The 20,929-nt window shown below is 62.3% G+C and carries 21 protein-coding genes and 3 pseudogenes; 7 read left to right on the top strand and 17 right to left on the bottom strand.

Annotation, left to right across the window (positions count from 1 at the left end; genetic code table 11):
- Window positions 1–113: 113 nt before the first annotated feature.
- Both KQ303_RS06650 and KQ303_RS06645 read right to left on the bottom strand, forming a co-directional pair.
- On the bottom strand, window positions 114–317 hold the full coding sequence (locus tag KQ303_RS06650) for a hypothetical protein (RefSeq protein WP_259729669.1): 204 nt from the start codon (window positions 315–317) through the stop codon (window positions 114–116).
- Window positions 318–334: 17 nt separating this feature from the next.
- A complete protein-coding gene (locus KQ303_RS06645; protein ID WP_259729668.1) occupies window positions 335–514 on the bottom strand; it encodes a hypothetical protein in 180 nt (59 codons plus the stop codon).
- Window positions 515–591: 77 nt separating this feature from the next.
- Between KQ303_RS06645 and KQ303_RS06640 the strand changes: the two genes are divergently transcribed.
- Both KQ303_RS06640 and KQ303_RS06635 read left to right on the top strand, forming a co-directional pair.
- Window positions 592–945, top strand: a complete 354-nt coding sequence (locus KQ303_RS06640) for a DM13 domain-containing protein (RefSeq protein WP_259729667.1) — start codon at window positions 592–594, stop codon at window positions 943–945.
- A 49-nt stretch (window positions 946–994) separates the two neighbouring features.
- Window positions 995–1,228: pseudogene (locus tag KQ303_RS06635) on the top strand (DUF4079 family protein); the annotation flags it as partial.
- 95 nt (window positions 1,229–1,323) lie between these two features.
- Here KQ303_RS06635 and KQ303_RS06630 read toward each other — a convergent pair.
- The 9 genes from KQ303_RS06630 to KQ303_RS06590 form a co-directional block, all read right to left on the bottom strand.
- Window positions 1,324–1,932 (bottom strand): dihydrofolate reductase family protein, encoded by a 609-nt coding sequence (locus tag KQ303_RS06630; RefSeq protein ID WP_259729666.1) that lies wholly within the window; start codon window positions 1,930–1,932, stop codon window positions 1,324–1,326.
- A 440-nt stretch (window positions 1,933–2,372) separates the two neighbouring features.
- The gene (locus KQ303_RS06625; protein WP_259729665.1) at window positions 2,373–2,609 is read right to left on the bottom strand and encodes a hypothetical protein; all 237 of its coding nucleotides are present in this window, start codon (window positions 2,607–2,609) and stop codon (window positions 2,373–2,375) included.
- Between the two features lie 355 nt (window positions 2,610–2,964).
- Entirely contained in the window at window positions 2,965–3,786 is an 822-nt protein-coding gene (locus KQ303_RS06620) for a hypothetical protein (protein WP_259729664.1), read from the bottom strand.
- 452 nt (window positions 3,787–4,238) lie between these two features.
- The gene (locus tag KQ303_RS06615; protein ID WP_259729663.1) at window positions 4,239–4,625 is read right to left on the bottom strand and encodes a YidH family protein; all 387 of its coding nucleotides are present in this window, start codon (window positions 4,623–4,625) and stop codon (window positions 4,239–4,241) included.
- A gap of 28 nt (window positions 4,626–4,653) precedes the next feature.
- Window positions 4,654–5,040: a DUF1622 domain-containing protein gene (locus tag KQ303_RS06610; RefSeq protein ID WP_259729662.1), complete on the bottom strand. Its 387-nt coding sequence runs from the start codon at window positions 5,038–5,040 to the stop codon at window positions 4,654–4,656.
- Window positions 5,041–5,919, bottom strand: a complete 879-nt coding sequence (locus tag KQ303_RS06605; protein WP_259729661.1) for a bile acid:sodium symporter family protein — start codon at window positions 5,917–5,919, stop codon at window positions 5,041–5,043.
- A 99-nt stretch (window positions 5,920–6,018) separates the two neighbouring features.
- Window positions 6,019–6,723 (bottom strand): pentapeptide repeat-containing protein, encoded by a 705-nt coding sequence (locus KQ303_RS06600; protein ID WP_259729660.1) that lies wholly within the window; start codon window positions 6,721–6,723, stop codon window positions 6,019–6,021.
- Between the two features lie 77 nt (window positions 6,724–6,800).
- On the bottom strand, window positions 6,801–7,724 hold the full coding sequence (locus tag KQ303_RS06595; protein ID WP_259729659.1) for a formylglycine-generating enzyme family protein: 924 nt from the start codon (window positions 7,722–7,724) through the stop codon (window positions 6,801–6,803).
- An 86-nt stretch (window positions 7,725–7,810) separates the two neighbouring features.
- Entirely contained in the window at window positions 7,811–9,316 is a 1,506-nt protein-coding gene (locus KQ303_RS06590; protein ID WP_259729658.1) for an arylsulfatase, read from the bottom strand.
- Between the two features lie 66 nt (window positions 9,317–9,382).
- On the opposite strand from KQ303_RS06590, the pseudogene KQ303_RS14655 reads away from it, so the two are divergent.
- Window positions 9,383–10,327: pseudogene (locus KQ303_RS14655) on the top strand (helix-turn-helix domain-containing protein); the annotation flags it as partial.
- Here KQ303_RS14655 and KQ303_RS06580 read toward each other — a convergent pair.
- Window positions 10,295–11,413, bottom strand: a complete 1,119-nt coding sequence (locus tag KQ303_RS06580; RefSeq protein ID WP_259729657.1) for an HAD family phosphatase — start codon at window positions 11,411–11,413, stop codon at window positions 10,295–10,297. The pseudogene KQ303_RS14655 and the gene KQ303_RS06580 overlap by 33 nt on opposite strands.
- 191 nt (window positions 11,414–11,604) lie before the next feature.
- A complete protein-coding gene (locus KQ303_RS06575) occupies window positions 11,605–12,216 on the bottom strand; it encodes a TetR/AcrR family transcriptional regulator (protein WP_259729656.1) in 612 nt (203 codons plus the stop codon).
- A 167-nt stretch (window positions 12,217–12,383) separates the two neighbouring features.
- Here KQ303_RS06575 and KQ303_RS06570 point away from each other — a divergent pair, with 167 nt between their 5' ends.
- Together KQ303_RS06570 and KQ303_RS06565 are read left to right on the top strand one after the other, a co-directional pair.
- Window positions 12,384–13,001 carry a glutathione S-transferase family protein gene (locus KQ303_RS06570; RefSeq protein ID WP_259729655.1) on the top strand — a complete coding sequence of 206 codons (618 nt, stop codon included), beginning with the start codon at window positions 12,384–12,386 and terminating at the stop codon, window positions 12,999–13,001.
- Window positions 13,002–13,003: 2 nt separating this feature from the next.
- The gene (locus tag KQ303_RS06565; RefSeq protein ID WP_259729654.1) at window positions 13,004–13,657 is read left to right on the top strand and encodes a pyridoxamine 5'-phosphate oxidase family protein; all 654 of its coding nucleotides are present in this window, start codon (window positions 13,004–13,006) and stop codon (window positions 13,655–13,657) included.
- Between the two features lie 267 nt (window positions 13,658–13,924).
- Here KQ303_RS06565 and KQ303_RS06560 read toward each other — a convergent pair whose 3' ends face one another.
- Window positions 13,925–14,695, bottom strand: coding sequence for a sulfite exporter TauE/SafE family protein (locus KQ303_RS06560; protein ID WP_094510939.1), 771 nt, complete (start codon window positions 14,693–14,695; stop codon window positions 13,925–13,927).
- 395 nt (window positions 14,696–15,090) lie between these two features.
- On the opposite strand from KQ303_RS06560, the gene KQ303_RS06555 reads away from it, so the two are divergent.
- Window positions 15,091–16,407: a hypothetical protein gene (locus KQ303_RS06555; protein ID WP_259729653.1), complete on the top strand. Its 1,317-nt coding sequence runs from the start codon at window positions 15,091–15,093 to the stop codon at window positions 16,405–16,407.
- A 170-nt stretch (window positions 16,408–16,577) separates the two neighbouring features.
- On the opposite strand, the gene KQ303_RS06550 is transcribed toward KQ303_RS06555, so the two are convergent.
- Window positions 16,578–16,775 carry a hypothetical protein gene (locus KQ303_RS06550; protein ID WP_259729652.1) on the bottom strand — a complete coding sequence of 66 codons (198 nt, stop codon included), beginning with the start codon at window positions 16,773–16,775 and terminating at the stop codon, window positions 16,578–16,580.
- Between the two features lie 888 nt (window positions 16,776–17,663).
- Here KQ303_RS06550 and KQ303_RS06545 point away from each other — a divergent pair.
- Complete coding sequence (locus KQ303_RS06545; RefSeq protein ID WP_311134128.1) at window positions 17,664–18,047, top strand: DUF4079 domain-containing protein; 384 nt, start codon at window positions 17,664–17,666, stop codon at window positions 18,045–18,047.
- A gap of 182 nt (window positions 18,048–18,229) precedes the next feature.
- Here the strand turns inward: KQ303_RS06545 and KQ303_RS06540 are convergent.
- Window positions 18,230–18,418, bottom strand: a pseudogene (locus KQ303_RS06540) (AbrB-like transcriptional regulator); the annotation flags it as partial.
- A gap of 60 nt (window positions 18,419–18,478) precedes the next feature.
- Window positions 18,479–20,770 (bottom strand): diguanylate cyclase, encoded by a 2,292-nt coding sequence (locus KQ303_RS06535; protein WP_259729651.1) that lies wholly within the window; start codon window positions 20,768–20,770, stop codon window positions 18,479–18,481.
- Window positions 20,771–20,929 lie beyond the last annotated feature (159 nt).

Here is a 20,929-nt window from a genome sequence, read left to right as displayed (position 1 = left end):
ATCGGATCGAATGGAACGGTGGTTGGTGATGATCCCGGCCACCATAACTACCATTCCTGACACTGTGGCCAAGCCGACTGGTTCTCCCAACAGCACAGACGCGCTTCAGTTGATCACCCTGTTCCGCCGCCTTCAGCATGGCCGCCCCTGGCAGCATCAGGCCGATGGCGATCAGGCTCAGACTGAGCCAGAAGGGTTGAGACTGGCAACACGAGCGCGAACAACAGGGTCAGGCTGATCACCGACAGGGATTCGAGGGTGAAGTAGTAAGCGATAGGGCCGATGAACAGACCCAGGCCAGCATCGATGATCAGCAACCACCGGTCCGTCGCGTTCAGTTCACCAGCTGAGCCACGAAAAAGGCGTTGCAGAAGCTGATCGGGTTTTCCCCATGCACCGGGTGGGTGGTGCCATAGGTCTGCAGGGCTTTGAGAACTGTGGCATCCCGCCCTTCGAGCAGCACGTACAGGCTGAGCGACAGAACGTGCCGCCAATCCAGATCCTTCAGTTCCAATCCGCAGCTCCGCGGCTCCTGGGCAAGCCGAAACCATGCAGGGCCCTGCCTCCATGGTGATCGCCCAGGCAACTCCCATGGCCATTCACAGGAGCTTCCGCATGGCCGAAGCGCCTGTTAATGGCCGCTTCACCATCATCAAGAAAGCCGGCAAGCAGTTGCTTGTGATAATCAGCGACTTCAAGACCAAGGAGACAGCCCCCGACCTGAAAGTGGTCTTCAGCCCATCAGCAGCCCCATTGGCAAGCACCAAGGCCCCCAGCTTTCCGCTCAAAGCCGGCAGCTACACAATCCTCGCCCCGCTTAAATCCGCCTCCGGCGCCCAGAGCAATGTGATCCCCTCCTCCATTGACCTCAGCCAGCCGGGGTCGGTGCTGATCTGGTGCGAGGCCTTCAACGCCACAATGGCCTGGGCACCCCTGAAGCCCTGAGCCATGCAGGCCGTCGACTGCCTCTGGCTGCTTCAATCGGCCCTGTTGTCAGTCGCACGTCTGGGGCGGCATTGGGCTCGCGGGCCTGATGCTGTTCTCTGTGGCCTGCCGTGCTGAGATCCACAACCACCTGCGCTGGCGCCGGTTGCATGTCAGTGCCAACGTGCTGGCCACCCTGATCTTTCTGGCCCAAGGGATCAGTGGACCCTGGGATCTGCTGGAGATCCCGCTCAGCTGGGAACAGCCCACCTCTCCACTCTGGACAATGTGCGCCGTAGGTTGAGGCAAAGCCCCCTTCCCAAGGGCTCCTTCTCGTGACCTCAATCACAAAGCCATTCGCCTTTGCAATGTCACGAGATATCGTCGCACTTTCATCATCTAGGCGGGACTGGACACCTGGAATTGCCGCGGCACCTCATAGTGGAGCTCAGCAAAGGCCTCGCCCAAGGCACGCGCCGAGGTGAGCCTCAGGGGTGGGAAGGCGATCTGCCGCGGTAGGAGCGGCGAGCCCTGCCCCAGGGTCACTGAGGCCACCTGAATGATCAGTTCATCAAGCAGGCCAGCATCGAAGAACTGCGCAGCCAACTCGCCGCCTCCGGCAACCCAGATGTTCTTCCCCGCCGCTGTGGCCACCATCTGTTCGTGCACGTGAGTGACAGTGCCTGACACGAAGCGCAGATCGGCATTCCGCACGGTGGGCAGCTTGCGGCTCGAGAAGACCCACGTGGGCTGTTGATAGAGCCAGGGCTTTTCTTCTGGTGTTCCCGCTTTGATGTGATGATCCAACAGCCACGCATAGGTGGATGAGCCCATGACGATCGCACCAACCTCAGCAAGAAAATCTTCGTAGCCTGTACCTTCGGCTTCTCCGAACTGAAGCAGCCAGTCCAGGGAGTTGTCCTTGGTGGCAATGAAGCCATCCAGGCTGGAGGCGGAATAGTACTGAGTTTTCACTGGCGGGTTGACGATGTTGATGATCAAACTCATAGCGGAGGACAAGCGAGCTTGATCACATCGGTTGCCTTCCGTTGCAGCATGCTGGTTCTAGAAGGCTGAGCGTATTGCTCTGAGGGCCACATCTGCTCTAGGTCAGAGTCTTGATTGCGTCTTGAGCAACCAACTTGAGCAACCAAGGAAAAGCCTTCTGTCGCCCTCACCATCTCTAGAGTATCAGAGTCTCTGGCCAAGTTGGCTGATTCTGGCATTGCCCGATAAGGTCGATAGTCCTGCCGGGGATGTTGCTGCCAGCCTCACACTAGATGAGATCAAAGATTCCCTAAGTGTACTCACGGGCTGGGATTATGTGGAAGCTATCACTTACACCCACCAGCCCGACGGGCTCGCCCACGCTGATATAACTCTGGCGATAGAGATCGATTCGATCGAAGGTGCCCCCAGCTTGTGTCGAAAGAGTTAGGGGGGCTCAATCAGCCACGCCAAGTCGGAATTCCTCCCTCTAACAGGGTGCCACGCTGACGCCAGATGGCCTCAGGAGTGACAGAAATCCCGTGCTCAAAGGCTAGATGGGCCGCTTCCTCTGTGGTGGTCGTCCCAGACAGCGCATTGGCAAAGCTTTGATCTTGTTGCAATAGCGTCTTGAGTTGATGCAGGGCGTCTTCGTTCGAAGCAGTGGCAGTGGTGTTCAGTAGGTCGCAGGTGGCCATTGGGCCCCTATCTCGAAGTAATCCCATCCTAGGAACGTTGACTCTGGGATGCATCACGTGATGTGGTGAGGTTTTGGACGAGCAGCTACGGCGGTCGGCTGACCTTGCAGCTTTCCTGACCATCAGTGGTAGCAAGGGGTGTGATGCCCAGTGACTCAGCTGCGCGTACTGGCTCAGCACAGTCAGACCATGCCCGCCTCCAGTTTTCTGAGAGCTGGTGGGTAGGCAGGCCGCTCTCCACTGCTGGAGGATCTCCAGGGGCGTACGCCCCTAGCTGTGTTTCCCTACCAGGTTGTTCATGCCTGCAGCTGAGCAGGCAGCTGCAGGGTGGCCTCCTCCCCCAGTAGCTGCTCGATCAGAAGAAGAACTTCACACCGGCTTCGACGCCATTCTGGTTGATGTTGAAAGCGTTTTCAGGATCCTCTCCATTGCTTCCCCCCAGGTGCAGATAGCGCCAGGAGATGTTGAGCTGGGTGGAGTTGCCGATGGCATAGCCCACCCCCAGCTGCGTGTTCCAGGAGTAATCATCGGCGTTGTTGACCCCGAAGCCGCCGACGTCGGCGCGGGCGAACAGCCTGAGGCGCGGGGAGAGAAACAGCATGGCCTGGGTGCCCAGCAGGGGCTGAGCCACAGTGCTCCCGAACGACTGTTGTGGTTGAAGGTTCAAGCCCTCAAGGGTTCTGGATCCCTCCAGGCGCGGCCCTCGGAAGGTGAGGGTTCGGCCGGGCCCGCTGCTTTGCACGGCCAGGTTGTACTGCATGTTCACGAACCGCACGCCCGCGTAGGGGATGACAGCGAAGCTGCCGGCGCGGGCCACGGCCGATTCCCGATCGCCGAAGCGATAGCGCAGGGCCAGGTCGTAGATGCCTTGAATGTTGCTGATGCTTGCAGCGACGCTGCGTTGGCTGTCAGGGGTGAGGGTGAGGCTGCGGCGGCCGAGCGGGCCTTCGATCGAGCGTGTTGTGATGTCCTGCAGCCTGCCTTCTTCCCCGGCCACGGAGACGTAGCTGATATCGGTGAGGAGGCCGATGCGGCCGTACTCCACACTGCCGCGGATGGAGGCCACGCCGGTGAGCGCCTTCAGCACCTGGCCGAGGTTGAGATCCAGTTCGGTGTCGAAGCCTTTGACGGTGGTGGAGCCGGTGGTGCGCAGCGGCGCGAATCCATAGAGCTCCACGCTGCCGGCCCACGGCGATGGTGCGCCTTCGCTGGCCGCCGGGTCAACGGAGCCTGGTTCAAGCTGGGCCGTCTCACTCAGACCCGTATCACCCTGAGGTTCTTCACCTTGAGCTGGGTCGGCCTGAACGGATGCCCTCAGGATCGGCCCCATCAAGCTGGACGCCGCCGTAGCCGGCTCAGCAGCTTTCGCCACAGAGGCCTCGAGGACGCCACCCAGAGCAGCGATCAGCCACACAGCGCTGATCCGCTGCAGCGGAAGCGCTGAACGAACAGCTAAAGCGCGAAGCAGGCACCAGACCATTGGCGGAAGGGAAGGGAGTGACATCACCTGCTTGAGGCCGGTGTGAGAAGGCTTTGAACAGCCAGAGCATCCCACAACGGGGCGGGACGGCATCGACGGGATGCGCGATTCGAAGGGGCGGCGGCTGTGGCCGTTCCGGCGGGTAGAGCTCATCGGCCACCCATTCCGCCGGCGATCAGCAGCACCAGGGCCACCAGGCCGATCAGGGTGAGGGCCAGGGCCGTCGCCGTGGCGATCGAGGCCTTTTCGATGTAGATGAAATTGTCATGCTTCAAGCGCCGCACCACCCTGCGGTGCTGACGCGTGGCCGCCGCCATGGCCACGATCCCCGTGACCACAAACCCGATCGAGATCAGGCGCACGCTGATCTGCACATGGGAGCTGCCCTCGAAGCGGCTGGCCTCAATCGCTCCGATGATCTTGTCGAGACCGAAGCCGAAGCTGATCAGCGAGAGGCAGGTGCGGATCCAGGCCATCAGCGTGCGCTCCGCCGCCTCCCGGTTGCGCTCCTTGGCCAGTTCGTTGGTGAGGTTCATGGGGTGGTAGGTAGCGAGGACGGGCTGATCAGGATTTCGGCTGGAGCGGCAGGCCTGGCTGCAGCCGCCGTTCAGCCTCCAGTTCCCTGGCGAGGAACACATTGAGGAAGGTGCGGATCACGGCCACCGTTGCCAGTTGGATCAGGTTGCTGTCCGTGGGAGCTGTGGTGGTGGCCACAATGTCGGCACCAAGCTGAAACTCCAGCGCCATCGACAGCCAGCTGCCGAAGCTGAGGCGAATCGCGTTGGGGGGGCGGCGCCCGCGATGGGCCAGCACGGGCAGGAACGGCAGGGCCAGGCGAAAGGTGGCGATCATGCCGGCCACCACGCAGAGCACTGACAGTGCTTCCAGGCTGAGGCGAACGACAGTCGCCAGACCCTGCAGCAGGGCCTCGGAGGATTCAAGCCAGGGCATCTATGGGGCGGCGAAGGGCACCGACTGCCTCTGGCGTTGCCAGCGCAGAAAGGGAATCGACAGCAGCACGGTGACCACGAGGTAGGCCAGCACCGCGAGTTTCAGGCCGGGAATGTCGCTGCCGTAGGTCGTCGCGAACAGCAGGGCCAGGCCCGGGTTCCGCATGGAGGTGACCAGTGCGATCGTGACGCGTTCCCGGGGCTCAGGGCCAGCGATCCCGTAGCCGATGGTCAGGGACGCCAGCACCATCACCGCCATGAAGGGCAGAGCCAGCAGGTTGGCGCCCACGAACGCGACCAGCAGGGGCAACGACTTGACCAGCACCAGCACAATCAGCAGCAGCAACAGGCCATTGGCCAGCTTGTCGAGAGGACCGGACAGCCGCTCTGCCAAGCCAGGCCGCCAGCGCCTCAGCGTCAGGCCCGCCAGCAGGGGCAGCACCTGGCTCTTGCCCACCTGCAGGGCTACCGTCTTCGCCGTGATGTCCCAGCCGGATACCCCGAAGGAGGACTGGTACAGATCGGCGATCAGCGGAATCGACACGATTGCCGCCACGGCCACACAGGCCTGGAGCACAGCGGCCAGCTCACGGTCGCCGCCGACCTTGCCCGCCTTGCGCAGGGTGAGAGGAGCGCTTGGGGAGGCCGCCATCAGGGCGATGCCGATGCGGGCCGGTTGGGTCAGGGCCAAGCTCAGCGGCAGCTTCATCAGCAGCAGGGCGACAAGGGGCACCAGCACACAGGAGCCGATCAATACCCGGATCACCAGGGCGGGTCTTCGGCTCAGGCGAACGATCGCCTCTCCGGTCAGACCCACTCCCAGAGCGAACATGATCGTGAACAGGGCGGCGCTGACGATCAACAGGGAGGGCTGGCCCATGGCATCAGATGGCAGGAGACATAGATGGAGCTGGCTGGATGGAAAGACATCGAGCTAGCTGGATGGAAACTGGGCGGTTCAGAGGCAAGTGACTGATGTTCAACCGCTCGGATCCAAGCTGGTTCCAGTGAGATCAGCCTCCTGGAACACAGCGCCGGTAAGGATGGCGCCGCGGAGATCGGCCTTGGTGAGGATGGCGCGGGTGAAATCGGCCTGGCTGAGGTCCGCGCCGGCCAGATTGGCTTCGCTGAGATCGGCCTCCGTGAAGTTGGCCCCTTGCAGATCCGAACCTTGCAGATTCGCTTTCCGCAGCACCGTCTTGCTGAAGTTGCCGCCTCGCCAACGGCTGAACGGAATCTTGATGCCCTCCAGGTTCGTGGCCTGCAAATCGAAATCGTCCTGCCAGATGCCATCAGAGCACAGATCTTCAAGGGCGCGGATGCGTGCCAGGCTGAATCTGATGCCAGCCTCCTGCTGCGCCAACAACAGCGAGAGTTGCTCGTGATGTTCTCTCTCCTTGCGACGACCCGCCTCCAGGATGTAAACGAGACCCGCTGTGACGATGCTGAACGACTCCACATTGTCAATGCTGATGACGTCCAGGAAATTGCTGGTCAGGCAGTGCTCGCTGGGTTCGGCTCCATGGCAGTTGTCGAAACGATTGACGAGAGACAGCAACACAAAGGACAGGGTTGCTGCCATCAACAGCCTGAATCTGAAGGAGCGATCCAGCAACAGGAAGAACGGTGACTCGCGGCGGCGCTGCTGACGGGTCAGCCAGGTGGATCGTTTGGGCAGTGTCATCGGAGCAGGGATCACCTTGCGGCAGGCGTCAGCCAAGGGGTGGAAAGCAGCGGACTGAATCGGATGGCGCCATGGCGTCAGGGCCGCACGATGCAGCGAAAGCCCATGTGGCCGGTGGAGGTGTCGATGCCCTGGGCCATGCGCGCCGCCGGCCGGTAGCGACGGCAATAGCTGGGGGCACACAGAAACGAACCGCCCTTCACCACCTTGCGGGGCATCGTTCCGTGCTGGCTGGTGGCATCGATGCTGGCCTCCCGGGCGGCAGCCGCTTCGGCGCAGCAGCCGCTGCTCCCCTCAGCCGGTAACGCCCCATCGGCTTGGTGCGGGTGGAGGCCGTACCAGCTATCGGTCCACTCCCACACGTTGCCGATGCAATCGAGCAGCCCGAAGCCGTTGGCAGGAAAGGCGCCCACCGGCGATGTGCCGGCATAGCCGTCCAGCAGGTTGTTGTGGTGGGGGAAGTCGCCCTGGAAGGTGTTGGCCACCGGCCGGCCCACCGGGTGCAGCGCATCCCCCCAGGCGAACTCGCAGCCTTCACGGCCGCCCCAGGCGGCCCGCTCCCATTCGGCTTCGCTCGGTAGCTGCTTGCCGCACCAGGCGGCGTAGGCGGCCGCATCCTCATGGGCCACATGCACCACCGGATGCTGCGGGCGGTTCCTGATCGAGCTGCCGGGGCCCTCCGGGTGGCGCCAGTCGGCGCCGGGGATGTACTGCCACCAGCGGTAGGGATCGCCCGTTCCCACCGGCCCGGGCGGGGGCACGAACACGATCGAGGCGGGCGCCAGCCGCTCTGGTGGCGCCTCGGGGTAGAGGGCCGGATCGGCCGGCCGCTCGGCCAGGGTGCGGTGGCCTGTGGCCTTCACGAACTTGAGGAACTGGGCGTTGGTGACCGGGGCACGGTCGATCCAGAAGCCCTCCAGCGCCACCCGGTGGGCCGGAGCCTCCTCCGGGTAGTGGTGGTTGGAGCCCATCAGGAACGTGCCCGCAGGGATCCAGGCCATGTCCCGCGCCGGCGGTCGCCCCGGCCGGAGAGCCGGGGCAGGGGAACGGTTCGAGACCATGGCGACTCCGCGGAACGCTGCGTTGTTCAGTGGCCGCCGCTGGCTGCGGAGGTCATCTTCGCCATCACCTCCTCCAGGGAGAAGCTCGCCGCCTTCTGGCGGGGCGGATAGGCCTGGAAGGTGGCCAGGAACCGCCCAACGATCACCTGGGCGGGCACCAGCGCAAAGGCATGGTCCAGCATCCAGTCCCAGTAGGTGTTGGAGGTGATGTCGGCCCGCTCGTAGGGATCGGTGAGCAGGTTGAAGATCTTCGGCAGCCGCAGGGTCACGAAGGGTTCGGCCCAGATCTGGCAGGTGCCGGCCTGACGCTGCTCCATGAACACAAACTTCCAGTTGTCGTAGCGCAGGCCGGTGAGATCGCCGTCGTCGGAGAAATAGAAGAATTCAACCCGGGGGCTCTTGTCGCTCTGGCCGGTCCAGTAGTCGAGCATGTTGTAGCCGTCCAGATGGATCTTGAAGGTCTTGTCTCCCACCTGGTGGCCCGAGAGCAGCTTGTCCTTGATCTCCGGTTCCCCTGCCGCTGCCAGCAACGTAGGCAGCCAGTCGAGGTGGCTGACGATGCCGGTGTAGAGCGTGCCGGGCGCGATCTTCCCAGGCCAGCGCACCAGCGCGGGCACCCGGTACGCACCCTCCCAGTTGGAATTCTTCTCGTTGCGGAAGGGGGTCATGCCGGCATCGGGCCAGCTGTTCATGTGCGGCCCGTTGTCGGTGCTGTACATCACGATCGTGTCATCAGCGATGCCCAGCTCATCGAGCAGGTCGAGCATCTCGCCGATGCAGTTGTCGTGATAGATCATCACGTCGTGGTATTCCGACTGCCACCGCCCTGACTGGCCCAGATCCTGGGGCCGGGCATGGGTGCGGAAGTGCATGTGGGTGGTGTTGAACCACACGAAGAACGGTTCACCGGAGGCCACCGTCTCCCGGATGAAACGCTTGGCCTCGGCCATGAACTCCTCGTCGCAGTTCTCCATCCGCTTCTTGGTGAGCGGCCCGGTGTTCTCGATCCGCTGGGTGCCATCACCGTTGGCCCAGCAGTGCAATACTCCGCGGGGGCCGAAGTTCTTCTGGAAATCGGGGAAGTCTTCCGGCTTGGGGTAATCGCGCAGCTCCGGTTCCTCCTCAGCATTGAGGTGGTAAAGGTTGCCGAAGAACTCATCAAAGCCGTGCATCGTCGGCAGATGTTCATCCCGGTCGCCGAAGTGGTTCTTGCCGAACTGGCCGGTGCGGTAGCCCAGGGGCTGGAGCAGTTCGGCGATGGTGGGGTCCTCGGCGCGATAGCCCTGTTCGGCGCCCGGCAGGCCCACCTTGCTCAGGCCGGTGCGGAACACGCTCTGGCCGGAGATGAAGGCGGCCCGCCCGGCGGTGCAGCTCTGCTCGGCGTAGTAGTGGATGAAGCGCCCGCCCTCCTTGGCGACACGGTCGATGTTGGGGGTCTGATAGCCCATCAGTCCATCGCTGTAGCAACTGAGGTTGCTCTGGCCGATGTCATCGCCCCAGAGGATCAGGATGTTGGGTTGTCCGTTGGGCATGGGAGGTGGAGGCTGGGGGTGAGAAGGCGGGCCGGGGCTGGAGAGGGACGCCGCCCCGGCACGCTGATGAACTCAGCTACAACCTGCCGCCCATGGCAGGGTGGGGCCACTCAAAAAGTGCAGGCTTCGATGGCTCCGCTCCACAGGTTCGAGGCTGTTGAAGAGCTCGAAACCCAGCTGCGAGCGGCGGGCCTGGATCTGCGCCTGCTTCAGCTCTCCAACGGCAACCTCAGCGGCCACCTGGTCACCCGCCAGCTCGGGCCGCTGCGGTTGCTGCGGCTTCAGGTCAACCGTTGTCTGCACGTGGCTGGCGGCAAGCCACGCGACCAACGACTGATGGCGCTGAACCTGGTGTCCGACCGCAACGCGCCACCCCTGCGGGCCCACGGCACGGCCATCGGTTCGGATGCGTTGTTCGGACTGGATCCCCTGGCGGACGTCCATCTCTCCACGCCTGAGCGGATGGACCTGGCCGTGGTGATGGTCAACCCCGGCATGCTGACGCGTTGGAGCAGCGGCAAGGGGAGCCTCGATCTGGGATCGGCGCCCTTTCGCTTCAATGTGCTGCCCATTGACGCCGCCAGCCGAACGCCGCTCCAGCGCTGGTTGCTCAATCTGCTGCCCCTCCATTCGAAGACACCCTCTGCTCCAGCACCGTCAGAACCTGAAGGAAGTGCAGAGGGTCTCCTCCCACTGCTCGTTGACGCGCTGGAGCAGGGCCTCCGGCAACAGGGCTGGCCCGACCGACCGCCGGCGCGGATCGAACTTGTCAAGCAGGTGCAGCGCTGGACGGAGGAGCATCCGCTGGAGCCGATCAGCCTGGAGGCGCTCTGCCGTGAGATGTATGTGGGGCGACGCACCCTGATCCAGGGGTTCCGGGAGCACCTGGGCATGGGCCCGATGGCTTACTTCAAGCTGCAGCGGCTGCATGGTGTGCGCCGCGGGCTGCTGGAGGCCCAGCCGGGCAGCGCAACGATCTCAGGGCTGGCGGCCTCCTGGGGCTTCCTCAATGCGGGGCATTTCGCCCGGGATTACCGCCGGCTGTTCGGGGAGCTTCCCAGTGCCACGCTCTCCAGCCGCCGCGGGTTGGCTCGCGGGGAGCACGGCACAGCGCTCGACCACTCCCTCTCCTGACCCCGTTGCCGCTGGTGGGGCCGCGAACACGCTGGCCCAGTCGTTGCGCATGCTCACCACCGTCCAGCCCCGCAGGGGCGCCTCGCTCAAGGCCCGATCGAGACGGCCGAAGGCCGACTCCCGGTCGTAGGCCACCTCCCGCTCGGCGTCGTCGTGGTGAACGATCACTCCCAGCCGTTGCCCCGGCTGGCTGGTGACCCACTCGAGCATCTCCAGATCGCCGTCGGAGTTGCCGAAAGCGGCGACCGGCCTGCGGCCGATCAGCTGCTCGATCAGGACCGGCTTCATGGCCCGATCGGCGATGGTCTGCATCTTGCTCTGGCGCTGGATCACCGGCAAACCGCCCTCGCGGGCATAGGTGGTGACGACGCTGGAGCCGATCACCTGCTCCGGAGGGATGCCGTAGACCTGCTCGGCGAACACCCGCATGAACTCCACGCCGCCGGCCGACACGATGTAGGTGCGGAATCCATTGGCACGCAGGTGCTGCAGCAGCTCCTGCATCGGCTGGTAGGTGAGGTCGGTGTAAGGCCGCTGCATGGTCGGGTGGCAGGCGCTGTCCAGCCACGCGCGCACCTGATTGCGGAACGCCTCCGTGCTCATGCCGGCATGGGTGATCCCCACGAGTTCCAGAAGGCCCTTGATGCCCATGGGGAGCACGGCCTCCCCGTTGCCGGTAGCGGTTGCGGCGGCGATGACCGGGTTGGCGTCGAGTTCGGGGTGACGGGCCACCAGGGCGCGGGCCCGCTCGATCGCGAAGGCCAGCTGCACGTACATCGGCTGCTCAGGCCAAAGCGTGCCGTCGTTGTCGAAGACGGCGATGCGCTCCTCGGGTGGCAGATAGCTCTCCCCCCCCGGCTGGCTGACGCTGGCGACGAAAGACAGGATCCGCGATCGGGTGGCACCGTCCCGCCAGGACGGGAGCGGCTGCGTGGACCCTGCAGGGCTGGCCTGGTTCGCCATGGCGGGCGCCAAAGGGGCCATCATCGCCACAGCGAGCAGGCTTGCCGCCGCCGTGGTCAGGACTTCTTTTGCCACCAGCATCGCTCCCCGAAACTCCTTCCCTGCCAACCACTCTGGGGTGTTGCTGGGGGCGTACGGGCTGGTCGGATCCACCACCCAGGTGTTCCAGGCTTGAAGGGGCAGGCTTGCTCTCAAGCGGCGTTGAGGAGAACCGCGGCCGCTTCCCTGGCGTGGATGGCAGCTCTGGAATCGCGCTCTAGGAAGCACAGCACCAGGGCACCCTCCAGTAAGAGGTGAAGTTGTGAGGCGAGGCGCTCTGGATCAGCGACGCCCAGGTCGCGGCATTGCCCTGTCAGCAGCTCCCGGCAGCCGGCCTTGAAGGCTTCCGCGGCTTGACGTGGACGATCACCTGCGTCGGGGTATTCGCTGGCCGCTTTGATGAACAGGCAGCCGTGGAAGGTGGGGGAACGCACCCAATCGGCCAGCCAGTCGAACACCGCCAGGACCCGGCCATGGCTTCGTCCCTTTGCCTGCGCGAGGCGGGTGGTGAGGCTGCTGGTGATCTGGCCGGCCAGGCGCTCGAGCACGGCGGCGATCAGCTCTTCCTTTGAGCCGAACTGCTTGTACAGGGTCATCTTGGCCACGCCAGCTTCAGCGAGCAGCGTGTCGATCCCCACGGCCCGGTAGCCCTGGCGGGCAAACAGCTCCTGTGCCGCGTTCAACAAGTCTTCGCGCTTGGCCGAGGCCCTGGCCGTACGGGTTCTGTCTGGTGCTGGCTTGGTGCTGGTGGCCTTCTCAGCCATGGCGGTAACGATCTGGACCAACCCTAGGCGATAGACAGAACAGTCTGCTAACTTTCTGGTGTTCAGACAGGTCGGTCTACTTCTGCTGGGCCGGGTTTCGGTTCTGTTTCGGGGCCTTGCCTCTCCCCTGCTTCTGCGCGCGCCTCCACCCCACTGCTCGCTTCACCATGCTTCGTCTCCACGGCCATGAACTCTCCGGCAACAGCGCCAAGGTGCGCCTCCTGCTCGACCTTCTTGGCGTGCCCTACGAGTGGGTGCGTGTCGATCTGATGAAGGGAGAACACAAGCAACCCCCCTTCCTGGCGCTCAACCCCTTCGGCCAGGTACCCGTTCTGGAAGAGGGGGCCAGCACCCTTTCCGACGCCCAGGCGATCCTGTACTACCTGGCAGCCCGACAAGGGGATGGTCAGTGGCTTCCCGTCGACCCTTACGAGCAGGCCAAGGTGGTGCGCTGGCTCTCCACAGCCGCCGGTGAGGTACGGCAGGGCCCCGAAAACGCCCGCCTGTTTCACCGCTTCGGGGTGAAAAGCCTTTCGATCGAGCGCGCCCAGGAGAAGTCCAGCTTCATCCTCGGACAACTCGACCGGCACCTGAGCGATCGCCAGTGGCTGGAGCTGGAACGTCCGACGATCGCGGACATCGCTGTGTTCCCCTACATCGCTTTGGCAGGAGAGGGGGGGATCGATCTCACGCCCTATCCCAATGTCCTGGCCTGGATCCGGCGGATTCAGGCGTTGCCGGGCTACGCCCCGATCGCGGGCCTTGATGCAGAGCTGAGCCTGTAGCCATGACCGAGCACTACCTGCATCGCCATCTCACGCCAGCGGTGGCAGCGGCCCAGCTTCAGGCCTACGGGCAGAGCCAGGCTGGCCCTATGGCACCGCAACCGGATCGGCTGGGGGCACGGGAGGTCGCCTTCATCAGCGCCCGCGACAGTTTCTATCTCGCCAGCCTCACCGAATCAGGCGCCCCCTATATCCAGCACCGAGGTGGGCCGGTGGGCTTCCTGCGGGTGATTGATGAGCGCACCCTGGGATTTGCCGATTACGCCGGCAACAGGCAACTGCTCACCACCGGTCATGTGCGGGCCGATCCACGGGTGGCCCTGTTCCTGATGGATTACCGCGCCAGGCGACGGCTCAAAATCGATGCTGAGGCTGAAGTGGTTCCGCTTCACGTGAATCCAGCGCCGAACCAGGCGACGTGGCTGCGCCCGCAGGATGCTGAGGCCGGTGCAGTGGAGCGCCTGTTTCGCCTCAAGGTGGTGGCCTTCGACTGGAACTGCCCCCAATTCATCACGCCCCGGTTCACGGCAACAGACGTGGAGGAGCGGGAACGGGCTCTGCGCGAGCACATCGCCACCCTTGAGCAGCAACTGCTTGAACGTCAACGCCCCGCAAGGGATCAAGGCCAACAAGGAGAGGAACTCCGGGATGGCTGATGGCGCCACGATGACTGCCGGCAACATGGCCGTCCAGCCACTGGCCCATCGGTAAGCGGTGCTTCTCGCTCACTCGACAACGTCACGGACGATGGCCTCTGCAGTGCCACTTCACCTCAATCGTCCTTGCGTTGTGCCGGTTGCTCAGAAGCTAAACACCCACTTGGAGCAGCCCAGCATGGCTTGCCCCTTGAGCTGCTAGATACCAACCCGCGCCACGGGCGGGAGCATCAACCTGGGCGCGCTGCAGAGCTAGACGACCAGGCTTCAGGCAGGGCGGTGCAGGAAGTGCTGGCTGATCTGGATCAGTTCCCCTGCGATCACCACCACCAACAGGCGAAAAACCCAGACCCTGGCGGCCGGCAACAGGGCGAGGCGTGCGGCCAGCATGCCGCCGCCGATGCTGCCGAATGCCATGGCGCCGCCGGGCAGCCAGGCCACATGGCCATCGCGGGCAAACACCAGCAGGGACACCAGGGTGGTTGGAATCAGTACCAGGTTCTTGACGGCATTAGCCGCCGTGAGGGGGAGGCGCACCACCAGCACGAGAGCCAGGAGAAGGTAAGTGGCGCCGTCGAGCACGATGAACCCCACCCAGGTGCCGATGCCGAAGAAGATCAGCGCTTCCTTGAGACTGAACCGGGCCGATTCCTGGGGCGGCTGGTTCAGGGCGGCCTTCAGTTTGGTGAACAGGAGGATCAGGGCCACGAGTACGGCAGCCGTGATCGCCAGCCCCAGATTCCGCGCCGGTATCGCATCGGCTAGCAAGGCACCAGCCACACTGCCGAGCGTCGCCGGGCCGGCCACCCGCAGGGCCATCCGCCAGGGCAGGGCACCGGCTTGCGCGAAGGTGGCAACGGCCGTGGTGCAGCCCACGATCACCGGCAGGCGGTTGGTGGCGTTGGCCATCTCTGGATCCATGCCCAGGGAGATCAGCATCGGCAGGCTCACCGCAGACCCGCTGGAGGCCAGGGTGTTCAGAAAGGCGCAGACGGCCCCGGCCAGGCTGACGAGGCTGTAGTCCATCCAACCGGTCATTCGCCGAGGTCAGCAATCGCTGCATGGAGTCTGGCTCCTGTTGGCTGAGAGGCTCTCGCATCCCGTGGCCGGGTCCGTCAAGGGAGCCGCTTGTCCTTGCAAAGCCCTTGGCGGACCTGGCTGCAGATCCAGAGGTGCAGCCAACGAACACCCTGCCTACCGCGTGACGGCCTGCGATATCGGGCGCAGCGGCCATGGAACCGTAGCTGTAACCAACGCGTTGGCTTGATCCTCAGTTGAGCTCGTAGGAGTCAAAGCCCGGCAGTTCCTCGACTTGCTCCAGCAAGAATCAAGGGAACATGTAGCTGAGAGTACAGAGTCAATAATCTGCTAAGATTAGAAAGAATTAACAAGGAGAAGGTTTGGAACTGAGGAAGTCCGTTGTTCTCCTCGCCATGGCCCTCGGCCTGCTTCATGCAACCGCCAAGGCCGAACCGATCACCTTCTTCGTCGGTGCAGATCCACAGTACAGTTTTGGTGATGATGCCCTAGCCACTGAAACCGGCTTGGGCGCAGCCCGTATCTTGAATCGTTGCACGGACTGTAGCAAGGTTCTCGTTGTTGCTGGTGATCTGTCCCACGACAAACCTGACAAAGCCCGAAAATACGGCGAAGTATTCCATCTCCCGATCGAGAAACTCGGTGTCAAGGTATTTGATGGCCTTGGCAATCACGATAACAATGACTTTGCCGATGACTGGGTGAGTTTCGACAGTCCACGAGGTTTGTACCATATGGGCTCCCTTGCTTCCGACGACCGGGCCAAGCCAATGAGCTTGCAGGAGATTGAGGGGCATAACTTTGTTGCCCCTAGATTTTTAGGCTGGCGTGTCTACGATCTATTCCTTAGTCAGATTGACAATGAGGAAAAAGCTTCTCAGAAAGACATTAACTGGAGAGTCGCTACTTCCATCGAAGATAGTAGGTATAATAATATGCTGACAAGCTGCGGCTCCTTCGGATACGGTGATGCTTGGTACTGCATGAATAAGGATGCCTATTACTACGCGATTGAGCTCAATAAACCAACCAATAACTTCTCATTCAACTTGAATTTCTGGAGTACACCAAATCCGAAACCGGGTGTTCTCTTGGTCCAGCTGCACAACGAGCTTTACTCGACGACCTCTACGAGGTACCTCAAAAGAATTCGAGATAAGCTATCCAGTGAAGGACGCCTTGACCTACCGGTAATCCTCTTTTCCCACAGGTTAGATGGCACAATGTCTCCAGAGTTTGAGCAAGCTGCAGCAGACATGAACATCGCTGCTGTTATCCATGGACACTACGGATGTGACAACCGCAGCTCACCCAAGAAGCTCAACGGGCACTGTGACGCCAGTAACACATGGGATGACCTTAGAGACTGGAAACAGGATATCTACAATCGCAACAGAGTTAATGTACCCATCATTGATGTCAATGCGCTGCTGTACGGCATCTTTTGGGCAGTCCAGATTGATCCCAGCAAGGGAACGATTGGCTTTGTCCGATTTAACTCGAAAGAAATGATGGTGGAAAGTAGAGGTGGGAAGAGCTTCATTTCGTTGGAAACTGGTACGTTCGCGGATCTCATGGCTCAGATATTTCGAAACAATCCTAGCGCAATCAACATCCCGCGAAGGAAGAACGCCATCATGAAATGTGACTATGAAGCAGGTAGGGCGAATGTCAGCAATAATAAATACTCAGTTGCCAATTGCAGTTACTAATCATCTTTCCACGTTAATTCTGTCACCGTCTCTGTATTGGTCAGGCTCATTTTGGCAATGGACATGTAAGCTCTCAAGAATTGTTATTGTCAAGCGAAGATTGGCGCAAGTGGACCCCCAGGCGCGGGTCTCCAGCAGACCCCCTCATCAAGGGGTTCCGCCAGAGGTCGCTAGGGCAGCTTCCAGATGCGTTCGCAGCGGCGCAGTTCCAGTTCGATTGCGAGTTTGTGAGGAAAGGACTGCACGGGCCAGGTCAATGCCACCAACCAGTGCAGGTGACGCGTGTGGCGATAGAGCCACCCCCAGCAGGTGATCTTGAACGAATGGTTTTTCATGGCTGAGGCGCCAAAGAACACCGCTTCCGCCACCCGGGGCCGGGTTCGTCAAAGGGGCGCAGACCCTCGCGTCAGCCCTTGCCGGTTGCTGCACCCATCCCCTGACTGCAGCGATGGGTCGATGGGGTGCCGGTGGACCATCGGGGTGGGGTTCGGTGGTCGTGTAGGAGCCAGATAAACGCGCCCTTAGGGCATAACAGCATCGGCTACCCGAGGTTTCTTGAGGTAAAGGTAGAACCCGGGAATAACTTCCAAGTCGGGGCCAAAGGCCAACTTCTTGAGGGAACCTTTTGCGCTTAGTACAGGCATCCACTCCAATGTCTCACCCATCACATCAAGCAAACCGATGTACTGCTTGACTCCAGATTGCTTCGTTCCAGCATTCAAGTGACAGAGTTCGCCTGACCGGGATACAACCCAGAGCCAAGCCGTACCTCCGTATCTGGTGTCACCGATTCGATCCTCTTTCTCTGTTAGCCAATGTCTAAGCTTTTCGTCAAAGTGTAAGCGGTTCATTGGCGTTTTCGCTGACATCTTGGCTAGGCTCATTGCGCTGGTCTTAAGTCTTTGCAATCCTAATACAGTTCGCAGTCTCCGATCGTGCGAACACGTCCAAGAGTGGCGGTATATTGATGCCCAGATTTGCAATGCCCTTGCAATCAGCGCGTTCTCATCAGTCATGCATGCACCGAAGCAGCTCTGAAGGCGTCGCCAAAGTCCAAAGAAGTCTCTTGGCCAACATGCTTCGCTTTTGCGAAAGCCACACTATTCACGACTGGAATGGAATGCAAGAGTCCACTATCAAGAAAGGATTTCATTGGCCACTGTGGAAGCTGCTGGAACTGGATAGGAAGCGCGCTTCAGGCCAAGACGTTTCACTCGTAACGCTGGTCGTCATCAGCAGCCCCCAGCCACGCTGAAGTGGTCAAGGTCCTCACTGAGCACCCGGATCAGATCTTCGCGCTCCCCCAGCAGGCAGTGGGGTTGGGCAGTGGCAAACGCGGTCTCAGCGACAATCCGTTCGGCCTGGTCTTCTGGCAGTCGCACTTCTGGGGCGGCATCGGGCTCACGGGTCTGATGCTGGTCTCTGTGTCCTGCCGTCCTGAGATCCACAAGCACCTGCGTCGGCGTCGGTTGCATGTCAGTGCCAACGTGCTGGCCACGCTGATCTTTCTGGCCCAAGGGATCAGTGGACCCCGGGATCTGTTGGAGATCCCGCTCAGCTGGCAAAAGCCGACGATCTACGCCTGCGACTACCAGGCGAGAACCTGTTCGCCACCTCCTTCGGGGGTGTCACCTCCCTGAGGGATCGTTGCAGATTCCTTGTGGCCGGCATCCTCAGGAAGGGAAACCAGGAGAAGCATGAGCGCAAGGGGTAAGCAGAGCGATCGAGCTGAGAGTCACGGCCAGGGGATGGACCCTGCATCCATGCAACAACAGGTGCTGCCCGAGCGGCGAGCGTGCTGCAACCAACGGGTTCAACGCGTTCACTCCTCGTCGTCAGACCCACCGACAGGCACCAGGCTGATCTGCTTGCGACCCAGCTTGATCTCGAATTCATTGCCGGGCTGGAGTTCAAGCATGGTGGTGAAGGCCTTGCCCACCAGCAGGTTGCCGTTGAACTGCACCTAGGCGGAGTGGCTGATCTTGCGGCCGCTCTTGCTTCTGCCACTGCCGCCCTACGCGCTGAGGCCCTGGCAACTGAGAGGGCAGTACACCGACATCGAGAAGCCGCTTCAGTTGATCGCCACAACCTGATCACGGCCCTGTTGCTTGGCGGTGTACATCGCCGTGTCGGCCCGGGCGATCAGCTCGTCTGGCGATTCACCGGCACTGGCCAGGGCCACGCCGACGCTGATGCTGATCTGCACCAGCCCCTGAGGGAGCGGTACCGCTTCGCTGGCCAGACGGCGCAACTTCTCTGCGATGGTCAGCGCATCCGGGAGACCGTGCAAACCAGGCAGCACCACCAACAGCTCATCCCCACCGATGCGCGCGGCCAGATCCGATTCCCTCAGGCAGGAGCGGATCCGTTGGGCCATGGCCTGGAGCACCGCATCGCCGGCATGGTGGCCGTATCTGTCGTTCACATCCTTGAAATGATCGAGGTCGCAGAAAAGCACGCCCAGTTCCCCACCCCGGCGCTGGTCGTCGGCCAGGATCCGATTCATCTGCGTGAAGACCTCCTCGCGGTTCATCAGGGTGGTCAGGCTGTCGATGGTGGCCCGGCGCTCAAGGGCCTCTTCCATAGCGATCCGCTCACTCACATCGCGCCAGACGACGCTCACCTCCTCGGACACCTTGACGGCGCGGATGTCAAAGTGGCGGAGCCCGCCCTGCTGGGAATGGTGCAGGGGGAAGTTGTCGAGCACCAGCGGCTTGCCGTTGCTGAGAACCGCCAGGTAGCGATCGTACAGTCCATCCACCACATGTTCGGGCCAGAACTGCCGCACCCTGGCCCCCACAAAATCTTCCAGCGCCATGTGGTTGTAGGCGGCGGCGGCGGGGTTGGCCCGCAGGATGCGCAGATCCACGATGGAACCCGCGTCATCGTGGACCGGCCCAAGCATCAAGTGCGGATCAAGCAGGGCATCGAGGGTGGCGCCTAGCCGGTGCTGTTCGGTCTGCAGTCGCTCCTGGGTCTGCACCAACTCCGTCACGTCGTAATTCACCCCGAGGATCCGCACAACCCGGCCTTCCCCATCGAAGAACCGGCGCGACGCGGCCTGGATGAATCGCACCGATCCATCAGGCCACACCACCCGGAAACGGATGGCGTAATCCCGCTCACCGCGCACGGCCGCCTGCAGTTCCCTCTCCGCGAAGTGGCGGTCTTCGGGATGCACCGTCTGCGCCCAGGCTTCCACCGCACCGGAAAAACGCTCAGGCTGCACGCCGTAGAGCTGGTACATGACCGAATCCCAGGTCAACTCGTCGTGCACCGGGTCCCAGTCCCAGATCCCCACCACCCCCGAGGCGGCAGCGACTTGAAGGTACTCCGTCTGGGCCACGATCTCGGTGATGTCATCGAGCTCCAGCAGCACATGTCTCACAGCACCGCTGGCATCGCGGATGTTGCTGAGCTGCAGCTCACCCCAGCCCCTCAGGAAGCCTGCCCACTGCAGCCTCACACGCACCCCATAACAATCAATCTCGCCACGCAGCAGGGACTCCAGCGGGGCCTGATCCACCGGTGTGAGCGATTGTGCGTCCTCCGCCGACACCTGCTCCAGGGCACCGAAAACCTCAAACAGGCTGCTGCCCTTCAGGACCGCTGGGGTCAGGTTGAGTTCGGAGCAGAGTTTCGAATTGGCCTGCAGGATGGCCCCCGTGCCCGGCGCGCAAATCGCCAGGCCCATGCTGCATTGATCCAGGGTGTGGCGCAGCGTCTCCTCGGATCTGGCAAGGGCATCCTGGGCCGCCATCTCGGCGGAGATGTCGACTCCCTGGCCGATGAAGAACTCCAAGTGCCCGCCGGGCCCACGCACACACGAGCGGCTCAGGTCCACCCAGATGCTGCTGCCATCGCCGCGCAGAAACTGCTTCTTGAGCCGGTAGCCATCGCGCCGGTTCGCCAGCATCGCCTCCACCAGCGGCTGCTCCAGGGCAATGTCGTCGGGATGAGTGATATCAGGCCAGGAAAGCGTCAGCAGGGTCTGGGTGTCACGGCCGAGCATGTCGCAGAGGGCGGGATTAACGCGCAGCAACCGGCCGCTTGCATCCGCCAGAGCCACGCCGGCGGCGGAGTTGTCAAACGTGAGATTGAGGGTCTGCTCGCTCTGGCGCCGCAGGGCCGTTTCCCGGCAGCGCTGGGCCGAGAGCTGCAGGGCCACAGTCGCCACGCCGGTGAGCGCCAGCAGCCGGGTGGCGTAGTCGATCGAGGGGAGGAAGCCCCAGTAGAGGCCGGAGATGATCGCCAGCCCATAGGCCTGAACGACCAAAGGGACCATCTGGCGTGGCGTCGCCAAGCTCGCTGAGAGCACCACCACAAGGAAGTAGTAGGGCAGCAGCGGAACGTTACGCGGCAAGGTGAGATCGAGAAGGAACAACCCGACCATTGCCAGATGCAGGAGGAGGATCCTGCGACGGTTCCCCGGAGACGCTGGGGATGGTTGATTCCTTCCCTGCCCCACGCTCATCAAGAGACTGGACTCAACTTGGACCAATCAACGCACAGTGACAGGGGA

Origin of the sequence: Synechococcus sp. CS-1333, from assembly GCF_025128015.1 — a bacterium.
Classification (GTDB): domain Bacteria; phylum Cyanobacteriota; class Cyanobacteriia; order PCC-6307; family Cyanobiaceae; genus MW101C3.
Note: the sequence above shows the minus strand (reverse complement) of the source record. Positions and strands in the feature narration are given on the sequence as shown.

Bases quoted from the DNA above. Each gene is read 5' to 3' on its own strand.
- KQ303_RS06630 (WP_259729666.1), bottom strand. From the start codon at position 1,932: ATGAGTTTGATCATCAACATCGTCAACCCGCCAGTGAAAACTCAGTAC.
- KQ303_RS06600 (WP_259729660.1), bottom strand. From the start codon at position 6,723: ATGACACTGCCCAAACGATCCACCTGGCTGACCCGTCAGCAGCGCCGC.
- KQ303_RS06570 (WP_259729655.1), top strand. From the start codon at position 12,384: ATGCTTCGTCTCCACGGCCATGAACTCTCCGGCAACAGCGCCAAGGTG.
- KQ303_RS06580 (WP_259729657.1), bottom strand. From the start codon at position 11,413: ATGGCGAACCAGGCCAGCCCTGCAGGGTCCACGCAGCCGCTCCCGTCC.
- KQ303_RS06590 (WP_259729658.1), bottom strand. From the start codon at position 9,316: ATGCCCAACGGACAACCCAACATCCTGATCCTCTGGGGCGATGACATC.
- KQ303_RS06610 (WP_259729662.1), bottom strand. From the start codon at position 5,040: ATGCCCTGGCTTGAATCCTCCGAGGCCCTGCTGCAGGGTCTGGCGACT.
- KQ303_RS06605 (WP_259729661.1), bottom strand. From the start codon at position 5,919: ATGGGCCAGCCCTCCCTGTTGATCGTCAGCGCCGCCCTGTTCACGATC.
- KQ303_RS06565 (WP_259729654.1), top strand. From the start codon at position 13,004: ATGACCGAGCACTACCTGCATCGCCATCTCACGCCAGCGGTGGCAGCG.
- KQ303_RS06560 (WP_094510939.1), bottom strand. From the start codon at position 14,695: ATGACCGGTTGGATGGACTACAGCCTCGTCAGCCTGGCCGGGGCCGTC.
- KQ303_RS06595 (WP_259729659.1), bottom strand. From the start codon at position 7,724: ATGGCCTGGATCCCTGCGGGCACGTTCCTGATGGGCTCCAACCACCAC.
- KQ303_RS06615 (WP_259729663.1), bottom strand. From the start codon at position 4,625: ATGAACCTCACCAACGAACTGGCCAAGGAGCGCAACCGGGAGGCGGCG.
- KQ303_RS06625 (WP_259729665.1), bottom strand. From the start codon at position 2,609: ATGGCCACCTGCGACCTACTGAACACCACTGCCACTGCTTCGAACGAA.
- KQ303_RS06555 (WP_259729653.1), top strand. From the start codon at position 15,091: ATGGCCCTCGGCCTGCTTCATGCAACCGCCAAGGCCGAACCGATCACC.
- KQ303_RS06575 (WP_259729656.1), bottom strand. From the start codon at position 12,216: ATGGCTGAGAAGGCCACCAGCACCAAGCCAGCACCAGACAGAACCCGT.
- KQ303_RS06640 (WP_259729667.1), top strand. From the start codon at position 592: ATGGCCATTCACAGGAGCTTCCGCATGGCCGAAGCGCCTGTTAATGGC.